13 protein-coding genes are annotated in these 13,638 nt (G+C 47.5%); 5 read left to right on the top strand and 8 right to left on the bottom strand.

Going from position 1 to position 13,638, the window contains the following annotated elements; genetic code table 11:
• The first annotated feature begins 204 nt into the window (after positions 1 to 204).
• From larE to A8707_RS21050, 3 genes are all read left to right on the top strand, one after another.
• On the top strand, positions 205 to 1,029 hold the full coding sequence (gene larE, locus A8707_RS21060; protein WP_068819168.1) for an ATP-dependent sacrificial sulfur transferase LarE: 825 nt from the start codon (positions 205 to 207) through the stop codon (positions 1,027 to 1,029).
• 248 nt (positions 1,030 to 1,277) lie between these two features.
• The gene (locus A8707_RS21055; protein WP_068819164.1) at positions 1,278 to 2,363 is read left to right on the top strand and encodes an ATP-binding protein; all 1,086 of its coding nucleotides are present in this window, start codon (positions 1,278 to 1,280) and stop codon (positions 2,361 to 2,363) included.
• A 205-nt stretch (positions 2,364 to 2,568) separates the two neighbouring features.
• Positions 2,569 to 3,702 (top strand): reverse transcriptase domain-containing protein, encoded by a 1,134-nt coding sequence (locus tag A8707_RS21050; RefSeq protein ID WP_068819163.1) that lies wholly within the window; start codon positions 2,569 to 2,571, stop codon positions 3,700 to 3,702.
• 103 nt (positions 3,703 to 3,805) lie between these two features.
• On the opposite strand, the gene A8707_RS21045 is transcribed toward A8707_RS21050, so the two are convergent.
• The 7 genes from A8707_RS21045 to A8707_RS21015 form a co-directional block, all read right to left on the bottom strand.
• Positions 3,806 to 4,036: an AbrB/MazE/SpoVT family DNA-binding domain-containing protein gene (locus tag A8707_RS21045; RefSeq protein ID WP_068819162.1), complete on the bottom strand. Its 231-nt coding sequence runs from the start codon at positions 4,034 to 4,036 to the stop codon at positions 3,806 to 3,808.
• 98 nt (positions 4,037 to 4,134) lie between these two features.
• Positions 4,135 to 5,583 (bottom strand): Asp-tRNA(Asn)/Glu-tRNA(Gln) amidotransferase subunit GatA, encoded by a 1,449-nt coding sequence (gatA, locus tag A8707_RS21040; protein WP_068819161.1) that lies wholly within the window; start codon positions 5,581 to 5,583, stop codon positions 4,135 to 4,137.
• Between the two features lie 293 nt (positions 5,584 to 5,876).
• The gene (locus tag A8707_RS21035) at positions 5,877 to 6,686 is read right to left on the bottom strand and encodes a TPM domain-containing protein (RefSeq protein WP_068819160.1); all 810 of its coding nucleotides are present in this window, start codon (positions 6,684 to 6,686) and stop codon (positions 5,877 to 5,879) included.
• Positions 6,687 to 6,896: 210 nt separating this feature from the next.
• Entirely contained in the window at positions 6,897 to 7,571 is a 675-nt protein-coding gene (locus tag A8707_RS29900; protein ID WP_231948317.1) for a DUF948 domain-containing protein, read from the bottom strand.
• An 11-nt stretch (positions 7,572 to 7,582) separates the two neighbouring features.
• Entirely contained in the window at positions 7,583 to 7,936 is a 354-nt protein-coding gene (locus A8707_RS21025; protein WP_068819159.1) for a YtxH domain-containing protein, read from the bottom strand.
• Positions 7,937 to 8,174: 238 nt separating this feature from the next.
• Positions 8,175 to 8,519, bottom strand: coding sequence for a hypothetical protein (locus A8707_RS21020; RefSeq protein ID WP_068819167.1), 345 nt, complete (start codon positions 8,517 to 8,519; stop codon positions 8,175 to 8,177).
• 92 nt (positions 8,520 to 8,611) lie between these two features.
• Positions 8,612 to 9,448: a hypothetical protein gene (locus A8707_RS21015; protein ID WP_068819158.1), complete on the bottom strand. Its 837-nt coding sequence runs from the start codon at positions 9,446 to 9,448 to the stop codon at positions 8,612 to 8,614.
• 729 nt (positions 9,449 to 10,177) lie between these two features.
• On the opposite strand from A8707_RS21015, the gene A8707_RS21010 reads away from it, so the two are divergent.
• Positions 10,178 to 11,509, top strand: coding sequence for an ATP-binding protein (locus A8707_RS21010; RefSeq protein WP_068819157.1), 1,332 nt, complete (start codon positions 10,178 to 10,180; stop codon positions 11,507 to 11,509).
• A gap of 250 nt (positions 11,510 to 11,759) precedes the next feature.
• On the top strand, positions 11,760 to 12,470 hold the full coding sequence (locus A8707_RS21005; protein ID WP_068819156.1) for a class II glutamine amidotransferase: 711 nt from the start codon (positions 11,760 to 11,762) through the stop codon (positions 12,468 to 12,470).
• A gap of 223 nt (positions 12,471 to 12,693) precedes the next feature.
• On the opposite strand, the gene cysK is transcribed toward A8707_RS21005, so the two are convergent.
• Positions 12,694 to 13,629, bottom strand: a complete 936-nt coding sequence (cysK, locus tag A8707_RS21000) for a cysteine synthase A (protein ID WP_068819166.1) — start codon at positions 13,627 to 13,629, stop codon at positions 12,694 to 12,696.
• Between the last annotated feature and the right edge of the window lie 9 nt (positions 13,630 to 13,638).

Genomic DNA, 13,638 nt, shown 5'->3' with positions numbered 1-13,638 from the left:
CCGCCACTTAAACAAGGATTGGGCAACCATTTAAGATGAGACGAGAGAAAATTGAGCCTTCCAACCCTATCATTTTTGCGACACAACCCGATCGATTACCTCTCAAAGCCGATCGATTTGGCGACTTTGGCGCACATGGTTGCCAAGTACAGCGACCCAGGAAATTAAGCTAGGGTAGAAGAGATTTGTTTTCCCTTCATGACTATGCTGCTGCAAAAACTAGAGCAATTAACTACTCTGTTTTCTGAAATGGAAAACGCGCTGATTGCCTACTCTGGGGGCATTGATAGCACACTGGTTGCCAAAATCGCGGTCGATGTTTTGGGCGATCGGGCGATCGCGGTCACCGCTGAGTCTCCCTCTCTCTTGCCCGAAGATCTCGAAGATGCCCGCATTCAGGCGGCAGCGATTGGGATTGCTCACAAAATCGTGCAGACTCACGAGATGGACAATCCTAACTACAGCAGCAACCCGATCAATCGCTGCTATTTTTGTAAAAGTGAACTGCACGACACGCTCAAGCCGATGGCGGCGCAGTGGGGCTATCCCTATGTGGTAGATGGCGTGAACGCAGACGATTTGCATGATTACCGTCCGGGAATTCAGGCGGCAAAAGAACGCGGGGCACGATCTCCACTTGCTGAAGTGAATGTCACTAAAGCTGAGGTGCGCGAACTCTCAAAGCATCTGGGTCTGCCTTGGTGGGATAAACCCGCTCAACCGTGCTTGAGTTCGCGGTTTCCCTATGGTGAAGAGATCACGATCGCCAAACTTCAGCGAGTCGGCAGATCTGAGGTTTATCTGCGGAAACTGGGTTGGCAAAATCTACGAGTCCGATCGGAGGGTGACACTGCCCGGATTGAAGTGTTGCCCGATCAGGTCAAAGAGTTTGTCATCCAGACCGACTTGCCCGAACTCGTCTCAGCCCTTCAGTCTTACGGATTTCTCTACGTGACGCTGGACTTAGAAGGCTACCGGAGCGGCAAGCTCAACCAAGTGCTGCAATTTGCTATGGTCGATCGAAAATAATCGAGAGTCGCGATCGTGGACTAGCTATCGTCCCTCTCTTTTAACTCTATTGGGCGACTGCCATCAATCTCGAACTTAACACCAAGAAATTTCCTTCAGTCTGCTCTAACGCGATTGTCAGCCTGTTGTGCATTCAAGTAAACATTAGCTTATCCGCCATTGCTGATCACTAGCTGCTACAGATATAACTTATCGCCTTGTTACCGTGAATTATCGTAGCATTATGACTAGAGTTCACATCCCTATTAATGACACAGCAGACCAGCTTTGTTCAAGGAGAAATTTTTTATCAAGAGGAAGGAAGCTTTGTTGAGTTTAAAAAGATAGATTCAAAGAATCCTGTTAATACAATCGTAAACCATGCCGAGAAGTATGTAATTGGATTTCTGAATGCGTCGGTAGAGGGGAATCTCTATTTGGGTATAGATGATTCTGGAATCATTTTAGGAGTTACTCTAAACAGAAACGATAGAGATGAAATTCTTAAAAATATTCCTAATAAGTTAAGAAACGGAGATCCATCGATTCCCTTTTCGTGTTACGAAGTACATATTCATAATGTTTCTGATACAGAACAAAAATGCATAGAAGGTTTGTGCATCGTGCAAATACACGTTGTAAAAATAGAAGAGGAGTATCTCTACAGAGCTTCAGAAGGCGCTCATTGGTTCTATAAAACAGCAGGAGAAAGCGTTTATCTTAAGAAGGGATCAAATTGTATAAAACTGAATAGTGAAGAAATTGCAAAAGAAATCGGAAGGCGTAAGCAAAAGCATTTGCAAAAAGAAGCCGAAGAACTAGATAAAAGACTAGAAAAAGAACCCAATAATCGCGGCATTTTAGATAGCAGAGCTAAAGTTGCAAAGTTTATGGGCGACGTTGACACTATGGATAAAATGCACAAAAAAGTGCTTGCCTTATATCCTAAAAGCCCAGAAGCAAGGATAGAATATGCCGCTGCTCATAAAAGTATAGGTGATTTAGAAGGTGCATTATCTATCCTCAACGATGCCCTTCAATTAGATATTAATGACTCTTCTATTTTCAAGAATAAAGGATTGATGCTTCTAGGTCTAGACAGATGGGATGAAGCTTATCAGTCTTATCAAGAGGCACTCAAATCAAATCCAGATGACTATACTATCATTACTCAGATTGGCGTTGCATTAAGACAATTAGGAAAACATAAGGAATCTATTCAATTCCTTAATTATGCACTCTCAAAATCTCCCAATTATAGGCTTGCAAAATATGAAAAGAAGAAAACATACTATCAGATTTTCAAAGGAGGTATACAGATCAAGAATATCTCTGAAAAAGATGAAATCTTCTAAGTCTAAGGCACTGACAGATTGTGTTACAATTCTTGCCGTACCTACTTAATGGGTATTGATGTCCGTTAGCGATACTGCGACGGAGGACTCTCAACTTAGCCTTACGCGCCTGGTGCTAACTTACCAGGGTGACTACTGCTTACAGTGCAGGAAGCGGGAATGCTCAGAGAGTAGGTACTTTGTCTCAAGAGTCTGAGCAAAATTTGTGAAGAAGAAAGCTTATCTTTCTCTATTTTTATATGAAAGTTGCGAGGAACTATCCAAAAAGTTCCAAGAGCTTCAATCACCTCACGACATTGCCCAACTCTTACAAGTTCCCTATGAATATTTAACCTATTATCTTTACCGAATTCCTCATGGTTCTCGGTATACAGAATTTCGTGTCTTGAAGAAGTCTGGAGGCTACAGAACTATTCATTCTCCTAAAGGCTCACTAGGAATAGTTCAAAGAAAACTCAGTCAAGTCTTGTATGCTGTCTATCGACCAAGACCTTCTGTTCACGGATTTGCTGCTTCGCGTAGCATTGTCACTAATGCTAAGGCTCACGTCAATAAAAAGTTCGTCCTCAATGTGGACATTAAGGATTTCTTTGGCTCTATCAACTTCGGTCGAGTTAGAGGGATGTTTATAGCAAACCCATATAAACTAGATGAAAAAGTTGCAACTGTTTTAGCGCAAATCTGCTGTTTCGATAACAAGTTGCCTCAAGGAGCGCCGACTTCACCAGTAGTCTCGAATCTTATTTGTGCAAAGATGGACAGCGAATTACAAAGATTTTCTAAACAACATGGGCTACTTTACACACGGTACGCAGATGATATTACTTTATCTAGCAACAGAAATGAATTGCCAACTTCGTTAGTTTCTCACTACGAGAAAGGTCTTCCTAATGTTATGTTAGGGGATGAATTGCGATCAGTTATCGAAAGAAATGGATTTCAAATAAACGAGGCAAAAGTAAGACTAGCCTACAAAACGCAAAGGCAGGAGGTCACAGGTTTAATAGTCAACCAAACTGTTAACGTAAGCCGTAAATACGTTCGTAATATTGATGGTGCTCTTCATGCTTGGGAAAGGTATAGACTAGAGGCAGCAACAGAAACTTATAGAGCTAAATATGCCAAGAAAACAACTTTTCCAGAGAAAGAGTCAGCGCTCTTCTTAGACTCTCTTCGCGGAAAAATAGAGTTTGTAGGCAGTGCTAGAGGCAAAGATGATCATCTTTACCAGAAGCTTCTCAAAAAGTTCAATGACCTGAGAACAAGAGAGGCTATCGATCAAAAAACTACGGAAACCGAACCTCTACAGACGACCCTTGAACTACCATTCAACGATTGAAATGAAGCAGATAACATTTCGCTTAACTTGCTGCTAGAACCTTTTAGACTTAACTAACTCAAAACAGTTGTTGTGCAAGCACTTTGATCCTGGGTTGATTCCATCATAGAGTTTCGTCATCGCGCGTGAGGCTCATAACTTGGTCAGTGGTGACGTGCTGAAGCGTTCCGCGCAAGGTGTTAATCCAAGTTGAGATCGGATCGGTAGGCTGTTTTTTCTTGATGTAGAGTCGGTTGTCTTCGATTTCAAGTTCAAGTTCGGTTTCGGGTGAAATCCCAAGCTGTTCGCAGATTTCAGAAGGAATCGTGAGTTGTCCGTCTGGCGTGAGGTGCATGGTGAGCAGTTCACAAAATAAGATATGGCTCGATTTTAGATTCTTAGCAGCCTGCTAGAAGTCAGGATTTAGCTACTGATTCCTGACCTCTGTATTCCCTACAGTTTGGGACTGTGTTTATGCCATTCGGTCGATCGCTCATAGGCAGACGCGACTTGAAAGATTTGGTCTTCTCGCAGCACATTGCCGACAATTTGAAGTCCGATCGGCATTCCTTGAGCATCAAACCCACACGGCACACTCATGCCGGGAAGCCCTGCTAGGTTGACGGGAATCGTCATCAAGTCAGTCAAATACATACTGAGCGGATCAGCCGTTTTTTCGCCCATCTTAAATGCCGTGGTCGGCGCAGTCGGAGACACCAACACATCGACCTGTGAGAAAGCTTGCTCAAAGTCTTGTTTGATCAGCGTTCTCACCTTTTGGGCTTGCAGATAATACGCGTCATAATAGCCTGCCGAAAGCACGTAGGTGCCAATCATAATCCGGCGTTTGACCTCGGCACCAAAGCCTTCAGAACGAGTCCGCAGATACATATCCATCAGATTTTCGGCATCTTCGGCTCGTGCACCATAGCGAACGCCATCATAACGAGCCAGATTTGCAGACGCTTCTGACGGGGCGATGATGTAGTAAGCCGCAATCCCATATCGGAATCGAGGACAGGAAATTTCTTGAATCTCGGCTCCGAGATCTTTGAGTTGCGCGATCGCCGCCCGAATCGTTTTTTCGACTTCTGGATCTAACCCGTCGCCAAAGGTTTCTCGAATCACACCGACTTTTTTGCCTTTGATGTCGGGTGTGAGAAATTGCGTATAGTCTGGGACATCAACCTTGAGACTCGTGGCGTCTTTGGGATCGTAACCCGCGATCGCGTTGAGCAAAATTGCGGTGTCTTCCACCGATCGACCAAACGGACCAATCTGATCTAGCGAGGATGCAAAGGCGACTAATCCATACCGCGACACTAAACCATAGGTCGGCTTCATGCCCACGATGCCGCAAAACGAGGCAGGTTGCCGAATCGAACCGCCTGTGTCAGAGCCGAGAGACACCACACATTCATTGGCTGCGACGGCTGCCGCCGATCCGCCCGACGAGCCACCGGGCACTCGTGACGCATCCCAAGGATTTGCGGTGAGTTGGTAGGCAGATGTTTCCGTCGAGCCGCCCATCGCAAACTCATCCATGTTGGTTTTGCCCACCATCACGGAGCCTGCGTCGGCTAATTTTTGCGTCACCGTCGATTCATAGGGCGGCACAAAGTTTTGCAAAATTCGCGACGCGCACGTAGTCGGAATGCCTTGAGTACACAGATTATCTTTGATGCCGATCGGAATTCCTGCCAACAGCCCAATCTCGTCTCCGGCAGCGATTTTGGCATCCACCTGCTGGGCTTGTTCTAGGGCACGATCGGACGTAAGGTGCAAAAAACTGTGAATCTTCGGCTCAATGGTTTGAATCCGATCGAGGGCTTCTTGAGTGATTTCAACTGCCGATCGTTCTTTATGAATGAGTTGTTGATGCAACTCGCGGATGGATGCCATGCAATGTCCTCTCTGTTTCAGCGTCCAGTCTTACAGTATAGGACACTGTGAATTACCTACCTTTCTCCATTGCTAAGATCACTGGAATGAGTGATATCAAATTTCAGCCAGATTTGGTTTGATCGAAACAGACTTGCTTCGGAGCGTTTTCGGCAGCCCTCACGGGCTGTTTTTTTTGAGCCTGTTTGTATACGGTCTACAATCAGCAGTTATAAAAATAAGGACTGAGTAAGCGAATCCTCAGCCCTTTGACCGTTTTTTAGGGATTGATTGTTCGATCGAGCATTCAGCCTTTAAGTTTCAGAGGCAGATGATTTGCTCAACATCGGGGCTAAAAACGCGACCAGTGCACCTAGCGCAAACCCCGCCACATTGCGAAACAGAGGCAACCATTCTGAGGTGCGAGTCACCACCGGACCGACCCCAAACGCGAGAAACAAAATGCCCCAAAGCGGCGAGAAAATTAGCGCCCACTGCCATGAAAAGCCTTTTCCTTCTTGACCTTTGCGAGGCTGCCCTGCAAACCCAAAGATAATGCCCCCAACTATAGAAGTCACCAGAGTTAGAACCCACTGCTCTCTCGGCAGTCCAGGAACAACGCTACAGCCGTTTTGACGCAGACAGATCTTGACCGCATCTAATGCCTGAAGGATAGACTGATCTTCACCATTGTCGCGGACAAAAAATTGATTGCCAAATCGAGTCTGCAACTCAATCCAAAAAGTCCGTGAAAGTAGGGGATAGAGTGCATCTCCAACACTGAAGTTGAGAATGTTGCCTCCCCGCTGGTCTGCCACCAACATCACGCTTTTTTCGTCGAGTCCCCAAAATTTCTTAACGGCAGTTCCGGGAGTGCGATCGAACTGAGTCAGCACCCGCAGTTTCCACCCAGTTTCGGCTTCAAACTCATCGAGATTCTTAGAAAGCGTCTCCTCTTGAACTGCGGTTAATATTTTTGCCAGGTCAATCACGTTGGTCGGTTGAGCGGGCAACAAATCTGGGTTGTTATAAGCCTGTGCAGCAGGCGCGATCGTCCAAATCGATAGCGTCAGACAAAAGACTGTGACTGCCTTCCAAAAGGGGCGACTCAAAAAATGGTGCATTGACGGTTTGAGATAGGGGTCAGTAAAAGAGATAGGCGGATGACTGAGGCAATGAGAAGGGCGCGCGTAATCGAGCTTACCTTTCTTTACATTTGTTTACTCTAATCTAATATTAGGAGCCTAAGGGGAACTGAGTCAATTTGCTTGAGAAAATTTGCTTAAAAAAGACACCTCTTGCAGATGCCCGTGGGGATCGTATTACTCAAAAGACTAGAAGTTATTGCTCTCACTGCGGGTCGGCTGCGGCTTCTCACCCCAATCGAGCGATTCTTGACCAGCCTGAGCGTCTCGACTACGACCCTTTAGCGGGTCACGAATCCCGTTTTTGGGTGCCCCTGACTGATGAGATAACTCTGACTTCTCATCCTCTAAACCATTAACTTCGGGGTAGGGGAGATAGTTAGAAGACGCATAGTAGCGATCGAGTTCTTCGCTAGTGCGCTCCGATCGACGAGACTCATCTAGCTCGATCGGGCTGCGAGTCGTTGCAGAAAGACGTTCAGCGCGTCGCCCTTTTAAAGCAGGCTGAGTTAAAGTTTTCCAAGCCGCTTTGGCTCCGGCAAACACACTTCGACTCGTGGTTTGAGCCTTCTGAACCTGCTGTCTAACTCCAACAATGCTTTGGTCAACTTGTTTGACGACCTGACCAGCACTCTGGACTCCCTGACTCATATCATCCGTCAGCTCACTGATCTCTAACCCGGTTAGACGAATCGCCTCCAGCGTCGGCGGCAGCTCGCGGTTTAGCGTGTCAAATAGCTTTTCGGCACTGCGAGCGGCTCTGCCCAACTCCTGCACAGCAGGCACCATCACAACCAAGACAGCCGTGATGCTCACCGCCACCAATAAAATCGAAAGTCCTAGCCAGAAGATGGGGTTAATCACCAGAATTTCGCCTACAGCAAACGATCGTGAAGGGGAGGTTTAGAATCAGTGGGCGGTTCCACCTCAGTGCGGTTAAGCAGTTGGTGTTCGCGCTGGGTTGCGTCTAGCCCCGCAGAAATGGCTTCACGCAGACGACCCAACGTGCCGTCCCAGTTTCGCAGAGCGGTCTCTGACAGTCGATCTGCCTGAAGTTGTACAGTGGTTGAGAGGTCTTCTGCTAGCTCTGGGAGAGCATCGGCAGATTTTTTGATTAACTGTCGGGTTTCGCGTCCGGTGCGAGGTGCGACTAATAGACCTGCAACCGCTCCAAATGCGGCTCCAATGATCACTCCTCCTAAAAAGGTTCCCGAACGATTGTTTGACATATCCCAACACTATCCCTTGTTAACTCATCTTCACAGTCAGACTTCAGCGTTTGGGCAATTTAGCCCTATTCTGCCAGAATCTTACTCAACCTTCCCAAGCCATAGGACAGATTTCAAAGGTTTATTCTCAGGCAGAGTCGCTGACTCGTCTGTTTCTAAAGTATCTCAAGATTCGGAACCGAGAACTTTGCTGAAGGAAATTTCTGGGTAAAAGGTCAAGGTTTGCAGTTTGGCAGACTTATCGTCTCGATTTGCTTTGCGGCGATCGCTGAGGAGACGCTGAGAGAAATCGGATGCGCTGGTTCCAAACGGTCTGCCCAATGCTTAGAAGCGCTAGTGCTTGTCTAACTTTCTGATATTGGGGTTCTAGCTGCTGATAGCGCTGACGAAGTTGACTTGTGCCAATCTGCCCTTTGAGAATCGCGCTGGGGGCACCATGCAGCACCTTATGAGTATTTTTCTCGGCAATCACCAGGGCATCGGCTGCGTTCGCGATCGCACGTCGAAACTGCCACACCTTCCAGGCTAGATAAAAGCAGAACAGCGCGAGTAGCAGATTGATGACCACAACCATCACTAGCATTTTTGCGTTTCTGCGTGAAAGTTCGCAGACCCATTGAATGATCAACATCATAGCGGGTGAGATCGGGCGATCGAGTCCGCTATGAGAGAGATTTAGGGTTTGGGTTTCCGTTTGAGCAGAGTTCCGACGCTTAAAGTGGCGATCGCGACCAAACTCACCGCTGACGCTGGCTCTGGAACCCTCTTGGGAGGTGTTCCGCTCCCATTGGCACGTAGCAGCCAATAACCTTTGGTGTAGGCATAGTAGCCGTCGTTATTGTAGTTCGTACCAGGAACACCAGGAGAATACTTTGGCAGTGGGTTCACAGTTAGAGACTCAGGCTTTACGCTGTAGGCTATCCACGATTGCCCATCTCTAGGCTGTGTATCTGTAGAGTCGGGGACATCGAGAGCCGCCGGATATTGTCCTTCTTTCTGGTTGGGGAACAGAGCCGCTATAAAGAACGTTCCACTGACTTGCTGACGCTGCTTGAAGACGATTCTAGAAAACACATCTGGGCGTTTTGGGTCAGGAGGTCGCACGATCGTGTCTTCTTCAGCCAAAAGCTCTAGCTGACCGTCTTGATTGGTATCGGTATACAAAAAGATTTTTGCGGGTTCGTTCGAGAGTCCGCTCTGGGGCAGCACAGTCTTCGTGCAGAGATTGGTGACGGTTGCTCCCCAAACTATGTCGATCGAGTCAATAAACTCGCCCCCGGTTTTCGTATCAAAAGAGTTTAACCACATCAAATCACCAAAGACGCGGGGAGGATTCGCCTGCGGGATCGGCGGGGAAGTCAGAGTGCAGTTGGAATCACTTAGCCCCACTGCCGCGTTACTTTCGCCGTCATCAATCTGGTAGACCGTTGCGGCACTCACAGAAGACGAGATAGAGAGCGTTGCAGCGATCGCACTTAGGGTGATAAGTCTGGTTATAAATTTCTGAGGCATAAGCCGATCCCAACAGAATAACGATCAATATATTCAGGAACAAAAAAGCGGAGCGTATAAGTTTGAGAACAGAAGTCGAATGGTTGAACTGAGAGAAACTTTATGAGAAGTGCATAAACACCTTTCCCGAAAGTTGTCTGGCGTTCTAGGCAGAGGAGAACCTCTGTGCAATTCTCAGTATTTTGCTAGGAACTACTTAACTATTACTACTCAGAGTTAATGGATTTCCCGGATGAATTGCTCTAATCTACGAGTTTTGGCGGAGGTTCTTTCTAAATACACTTAAGTGAAGTAAATGCTGTATGTGAATTATGTTTCTATCTTTAGAACTCCTGCGTGAATACTTCGCCCTCATCCCCAACCCTTCTCCCCAGGGAGAAGGGAGCTAGAACCTCTTGTTCCCTCTCCTTGGGGAGAGGGCTAGGGTGAGGGCGAAGTATTCATGCAGGGTGCCTTTTAAAGAGTTCATCAGTAATGTAGAACAGCCGCTCAACTGTCGAAGACTTCTACGTTTTCATTTCCCTAGACAAATCTAATCTAAACATCAGTGAATGTAAGTAGTCTTTAAAGCTTGTGTAAACTAGCGCTATCCTTTATCTGTTGTTATCAAAGCAAAGGTGGACACACTGAGACGTTTTCGCTGATTGAAATTAGAGGCTGAAGGCTGTAAAGCGATCGTTCCTCATCAGGAGTGATACGCTGATTGCGATTCACTTCACACAGAACTCTATGGCACCGTCTAAACTCTCTAAGCGAGTCTCTACTGCTTTAATCAACGCATTAGGGGCAGGAGTTGTTCCCCGCTTAGGGTTAGATCACATTGCTGTGGGCAGAGAAAAAGAAGTGGCGACGCTGCGGCAAGATTTAGAAAACATTGCGGCGGGCGGTGCGACATTTCGGCTGGTGATCGGACGCTATGGGGCTGGAAAAAGCTTTATGCTGCAACTGCTGCGGAGCCACGCGATCGAGCAGGGATTTGTGGTAGCAGATGCCGATATCACGCCCGATCGTCGCCTTGCCGGAACGAATGGTTCTAGCATTGCAACCTATCGCGAGCTGATGCACAACCTGACGACCAAGAGCCGACCTGATGGAGGGGCGCTGACGACGATTTTAGAACGGTGGATTGCTGGAATCCAGACTCAGGTGGCACAAGAGACGGGTTTGAAGCCCAATGATGACGGGTTTGACACTCACGTAGAAGCCAAGATTCGGGAAGTCACGCAGGATGTCGCAGATTTGGTGAATGGGTTTGAGTTTGCGAATGTGATCATTGCCTATTGGTCGGGCTATCGCACCGATAACGATTTGAAAAAAGAGTCGGCGTTGCGCTGGCTGCGAGGAGAGTTTTCGACCAAGACAGAAGCGAAAGCGGCGCTGGGAGTGCGGGTAATCATTGACGATGACACCTGGTATGACTACATCAAGCTGTTGGCTCGATTTGTAGCAGACATTGGCTATAAAGGGCTGATTATTGTGCTAGATGAGGTGATTCACCTGTTGAAAATCTCAACGACGGTGTCTCGTCAAAATAACTACGACAAACTGCTGGCAATGTTTAACGACGTCATGCAGGGCAGAGTATCGCACTTGGGGATCGTGATTGGAGGAACTCCGCAGTTTTTAGAAGACCCGCGACGAGGGCTTTATAGCGATCCGGCATGGCAACGGCGCACGGCTCAGAGTGCGTTAGTGAGTCAGAGTGGCATGGTGGATACGATCGCTCCGGTCATCCGCTTAGAGCCGTTGAGTCAGGCTGAGATCTTGCAATTGCTGCAACGATTAGCCGAGATGCACCAACATCACTATGACGACAGCAACCCGCTTTCATTTCAGGAGATGGAGGAGTTTTTGCGCGTGATTAGCGATCGAGTTGGGGCAGATAAATTATTGACTCCGGGTGAGATCGTGCGAGACTTTATGAGCGTGCTGAACATTCTGCATCAGAATCCGCAATTGTCTCTCAGTCAGCTTTTGCAGCGTTCAGACTTCCAGCTAAGTCCAGTGAGCAAAATCCCGCAAGCAGAACCGAGCGGGGAGTTTGCAGAGTTTACGCTGTGAATCATTGATTACACTACTCTGGACTGTTGTCGCGGACAAGACTTAAATAAACCTTTTTGTATTCATGGCTACGCCTTGAAACTTTTGTACACTCTGTCGCAGTTGAATAATTTTTGTGATTAGTAAAAAAATATATGAGGAGAAGCTAAAAGGGTTTGTTTGGGTCATCTTTAATGTTACGAGGTTTGATTTTTAGTATTCACAAAAACTTTTGCTTACGTGGGTGAGCGATTAACTAGAGGAATCTTTCATGTGTCAACTGCTAGGAATGAACTGCAATGTTCCCACAGATATTTGCTTTTCGTTTGAAGGGTTTTCGGCACGAGGCGGCAAAACCGATGAGCATCGCGACGGTTGGGGGATTGCGTTTTTTGAAGGGTTGGGATGCCGAACCTTTCTCGATGTCAAGCCATCGATCGCGTCTCCGATCGCCGAGGTCGTCCGTCGCTACCCGATTCATTCAACCCATGTGATTGCTCACATCCGCAAAGCAACTCAGGGCGAAATTGCTCTAGAAAATTGCCATCCATTCCAGCGAGAGCTTTGGGGACGATATTGGGTATTTGCTCACAACGGCAATCTCGCCAACTTTGATCCCCAACCAGTCGAATTTTATCAAGCCGTGGGTCAAACCGATAGTGAGAAGGCATTTTGCCTGATTTTGAATACCCTGCGAGCCGCATTTCCGGACGGGAAACCTGCCCTAGAGAATTTATATCCAGTGCTGAGAACGATTACTCACACGATCGCCCAACAAGGCGTTTTTAACTATTTGCTGTCAGACGGAGACTATTTCTTTGCTCATTGCTCGACAAAGCTTTGCTATATCGTTCGGCAAGCCCCCTTTGCAGCGGCTCATCTGATCGATCAAGATGTCACTGTCGATTTTCAAGAATTGACGAAACCGAGCGATCGGGTCGCTATCATTGCCACTATACCGCTCACCGATAATGAAGCTTGAACCGCGATCGAATCAGGAGAATTATTGGGGTTTCAGGACGGTGTGCGGCTGATACCTGATAGACAATCCTCTTTTCGGCGTTGCTGAGTTTGGGTGTGAACCAACGAACTGATCCTCACCCTAGCCCTCTCCCCAAGGAGAGGGAACAAGATTTCTAACTCTCCTTTCCCGCAGGAAAGGGTCAGGGTTCTAGCGCAGTTTTATTCAGCAACGCCCTCTTTTCTTAGGAATCTTGGAATAAAGCTGTACTCAAATAGCGCTCACCAAAGCTTGGTTGAATCATCACAATCAGTTTGCCTGCATTTTCAGGACGCTGGGCGATTTGAATCGCGGCGGCTAAGTTTGCTCCAGTAGAAATGCCCGACAATAGCCCTTCTTCTCTTGCGAGGCGACGACCATAGGCGATCGACTCTTCATCCGTCACTTGAATCACTTCGTCCACCAGATCTAGTCGCATGATATTGGGCACAAATCCCGCCCCGATGCCCTGAATTTTGTGAGCGCCAGGTTGCCCCCCTGATAAAACAGGGCTAGTTTTAGGTTCGACGGCGATCGCTTTAAACTCAGGCTTGCGCGCTTTAATCACCTCTGCAACGCCTGTAATGGTGCCGCCTGTGCCAACTGCTGCCACTAAGAAATCAATCTGCCCATCGGTGTCTGCCCAGATTTCTTCTGCCGTAGTTTCACGATGCGCTTGAGGGTTTGCCGGATTTTTAAACTGTTGCAGCATGAATGCGTTAGGAGTGGTTGACGCAATTTCTTCGGCACGGGCGATCGCGCCTTTCATGCCCAATGTGCCTGGAGTCAATTCTAGTTGAGCACCATAGCCCTTAAGCATGGCACGGCGCTCTGTGCTCATGGTGTCTGGCATGGTGAGCAGCAGACGATAGCCTTTTGCGGCGGCGACCATCGCGAGGGCAATTCCGGTGTTGCCAGACGTGGGTTCGACTAAGAGGGTTTTGCCGGGGTGAATCCAACCTGTGGTCTCAGCGTGTTGAATCATGCTGATGCCAATGCGATCTTTAACCGACGAGGCGGGATTCATCCCTTCTAGTTTGACAACGATTCTGGCAACACATCCCTCGGCTTGAGGAATTCGATTCAGTTGCACGAGAGGCGTATGCCCGATCAGTTGAGTGATATCGTGAGCGATTCGCATAATAGTATC

Origin of the sequence: Phormidesmis priestleyi BC1401, from assembly GCF_001650195.1 — a bacterium.
Taxonomy (GTDB): domain Bacteria; phylum Cyanobacteriota; class Cyanobacteriia; order Leptolyngbyales; family Leptolyngbyaceae; genus Phormidesmis_A; species Phormidesmis_A priestleyi_B.
Note: the sequence above shows the minus strand (reverse complement) of the source record. Positions and strands in the feature narration are given on the sequence as shown.

Excerpts from the sequence above, each read along its gene's own strand:
- larE (WP_068819168.1), top strand. The coding sequence starts at position 205 with ATGCTGCTGCAAAAACTAGAGCAATTAACTACTCTGTTTTCTGAAATG.
- A8707_RS21055 (WP_068819164.1), top strand. The coding sequence starts at position 1,278 with ATGACACAGCAGACCAGCTTTGTTCAAGGAGAAATTTTTTATCAAGAG.
- A8707_RS21045 (WP_068819162.1), bottom strand. The coding sequence starts at position 4,036 with ATGCACCTCACGCCAGACGGACAACTCACGATTCCTTCTGAAATCTGC.
- gatA (WP_068819161.1), bottom strand. The coding sequence starts at position 5,583 with ATGGCATCCATCCGCGAGTTGCATCAACAACTCATTCATAAAGAACGA.
- A8707_RS21035 (WP_068819160.1), bottom strand. The coding sequence starts at position 6,686 with ATGCACCATTTTTTGAGTCGCCCCTTTTGGAAGGCAGTCACAGTCTTT.
- A8707_RS21025 (WP_068819159.1), bottom strand. The coding sequence starts at position 7,936 with ATGTCAAACAATCGTTCGGGAACCTTTTTAGGAGGAGTGATCATTGGA.
- A8707_RS21020 (WP_068819167.1), bottom strand. The coding sequence starts at position 8,519 with ATGCTAGTGATGGTTGTGGTCATCAATCTGCTACTCGCGCTGTTCTGC.
- A8707_RS21015 (WP_068819158.1), bottom strand. The coding sequence starts at position 9,448 with ATGCCTCAGAAATTTATAACCAGACTTATCACCCTAAGTGCGATCGCT.
- A8707_RS21010 (WP_068819157.1), top strand. The coding sequence starts at position 10,178 with ATGGCACCGTCTAAACTCTCTAAGCGAGTCTCTACTGCTTTAATCAAC.
- A8707_RS21005 (WP_068819156.1), top strand. The coding sequence starts at position 11,760 with ATGTGTCAACTGCTAGGAATGAACTGCAATGTTCCCACAGATATTTGC.
- cysK (WP_068819166.1), bottom strand. The coding sequence starts at position 13,629 with ATGCGAATCGCTCACGATATCACTCAACTGATCGGGCATACGCCTCTC.